This is a genomic window from Shewanella sp. ISTPL2 (assembly GCF_013283205.1).
In the GTDB taxonomy this organism is placed as follows: Bacteria; Pseudomonadota; Gammaproteobacteria; order Enterobacterales; family Shewanellaceae; genus Shewanella; species Shewanella oncorhynchi.
Genome location: NZ_JAAPAV010000005.1, coordinates 1 through 2,735 on the forward strand (window position 1 = coordinate 1; position 2,735 = coordinate 2,735).

The following is a 2,735-nucleotide window of genomic DNA, read 5'->3' on the forward strand; positions in this document are numbered from 1 at the left end:
AAACGGGAAATGCGTAGAATACGCAGCCCTAGCCAACTGGAAGCGTTCGACGCTCAGTGTGGTACTCAAGTTCTCTTACGAATATTGAGTTGCTCTTTAACAAGATAAAACAAGAAATCTGTGTGGGCACTCACAGGTGTTGAGTTAATCGAAACTGCTTAGCCTTCGGGTTGGCAGTCAAAATTTAAATCAATGTAACAATGAGTGTTCATAGTAATATGTACAGTTTGTTTCTTTAGTTAGAAACAAAAAATCAGAATTCATTGAGCCGCTGAAGTCGCAAGACGGAAGCAACAAAACTTTAATTGAAGAGTTTGATCATGGCTCAGATTGAACGCTGGCGGCAGGCCTAACACATGCAAGTCGAGCGGCAGCACAAGGGAGTTTACTCCTGAGGTGGCGAGCGGCGGACGGGTGAGTAATGCCTAGGGATCTGCCCAGTCGAGGGGGATAACAGTTGGAAACGACTGCTAATACCGCNAATATGTACAGTTTGTTTCTTTAGTTAGAAACAAAAAATCAGAATTCATTGAGCCGCTGAAGTCGCAAGACGGAAGCAACAAAACTTTAATTGAAGAGTTTGATCATGGCTCAGATTGAACGCTGGCGGCAGGCCTAACACATGCAAGTCGAGCGGCAGCGCAAGGGAGTTTACTCCTGAGGCGGCGAGCGGCGGACGGGTGAGTAATGCCTAGGGATCTGCCCAGTCGAGGGGGATAACAGTTGGAAACGACTGCTAATACCGCATACGCCCTACGGGGGAAAGGAGGGGACCTTCGGGCCTTCCGCGATTGGATGAACCTAGGTGGGATTAGCTAGTTGGTGAGGTAATGGCTCACCAAGGCGACGATCCCTAGCTGTTCTGAGAGGATGATCAGCCACACTGGGACTGAGACACGGCNATTGAACGCTGGCGGCAGGCCTAACACATGCAAGTCGAGCGGCAGCACAAGGGAGTTTACTCCTGAGGTGGCGAGCGGCGGACGGGTGAGTAATGCCTAGGGATCTGCCCAGTCGAGGGGGATAACAGTTGGAAACGACTGCTAATACCGCATACGCCCTACGGGGGAAAGGAGGGGACCTTCGGGCCTTCCGCGATTGGATGAACCTAGGTGGGATTAGCTAGTTGGTGAGGTAATGGCTCACCAAGGCGACGATCCCTAGCTGTTCTGAGAGGATGATCAGCCACACTGGGACTGAGACACGGCCCAGACTCCTACGGGAGGCAGCAGTGGGGAATATTGCACAATGGGGGAAACCCTGATGCAGCCATGCCGCGTGTGTGAAGAAGGCCTTCGGGTTGTAAAGCACTTTCAGTAGGGAGGAAAGGATGTAGTTTAATACGCTATATCTGTGACGTTACCTACAGAAGAAGGACCGGCTAACTCCGTGCCAGCAGCCGCGGTAATACGGAGGGTCCGAGCGTTAATCGGAATTACTGGGCGTAAAGCGTGCGCAGGCGGTTTGTTAAGCGAGATGTGAAAGCCCTGGGCTCAACCTAGGAATAGCATTTCGAACTGGCGAACTAGAGTCTTGTAGAGGGGGGTAGAATTCCAGGTGTAGCGGTGAAATGCGTAGAGATCTGGAGGAATACCGGTGGCGAAGGCGGCCCCCTGGACAAAGACTGACGCTCATGCACGAAAGCGTGGGGAGCAAACAGGATTAGATACCCTGGTAGTCCACGCCGTAAACGATGTCTACTCGGAGTTTGGTGTCTTGAACACTGGGCTCTCAAGCTAACGCATTAAGTAGACCGCCTGGGGAGTACGGCCGCAAGGTTAAAACTCAAATGAATTGACGGGGGCCCGCACAAGCGGTGGAGCATGTGGTTTAATTCGATGCAACGCGAAGAACCTTACCTACTCTTGACATCCACGGAATTCGCTAGAGATAGCTTAGTGCCTTCGGGAACCGTGAGACAGGTGCTGCATGGCTGTCGTCAGCTCGTGTTGTGAAATGTTGGGTTAAGTCCCGCAACGAGCGCAACCCCTATCCTTATTTGCCAGCACGTAATGGTGGGAACTCTAGGGAGACTGCCGGTGATAAACCGGAGGAAGGTGGGGACGACGTCAAGTCATCATGGCCCTTACGAGTAGGGCTACACACGTGCTACAATGGCGAGTACAGAGGGTTGCAAAGCCGCGAGGTGGAGCTAATCTCACAAAGCTCGTCGTAGTCCGGATTGGAGTCTGCAACTCGACTCCATGAAGTCGGAATCGCTAGTAATCGTGGATCAGAATGCCACGGTGAATACGTTCCCGGGCCTTGTACACACCGCCCGTCACACCATGGGAGTGGGCTGCAAAAGAAGTGGGTAGCTTAACCTTCGGGGGGGCGCTCACCACTTTGTGGTTCATGACTGGGGTGAAGTCGTAACAAGGTAGCCCTAGGGGAACCTGGGGCTGGATCACCTCCTTACCTATACGACTAACTTAATGTTTGTTGAGTGTTCACACAGATTGCTTGTTTAGCTTCTCTTAGGAGAAGTCAGAGCTAAATGCGCCGCGAGCCGGTACGCATTGTTCTTTAACAATTTGGAAAGCTGATAGTATTTAATTACATGAGTCTGTCATGTGATTAATTACAAAACGTTTAATGCGCAAGCATTGAACATGAGTTCTCAAACACTTTATTAAGTGTCTTGAATATTCAATAGTAAATTATTCTTTATTGAATAGTTTACGTCTAAGGCGCGTCCACTTCTTTGGTCAGAAGTGAGACAAGTAAAACCAAGC

At 50.5% G+C, this 2,735-nt stretch carries 1 rRNA gene; it reads left to right on the forward strand.

The features are described 5' to 3' along the window. The first annotated feature begins 568 nt into the window (after window positions 1-568). Window positions 569-2,418 (forward strand): 16S ribosomal RNA (locus HUB64_RS23030). Window positions 2,419-2,735: the final 317 nt, after the last annotated feature.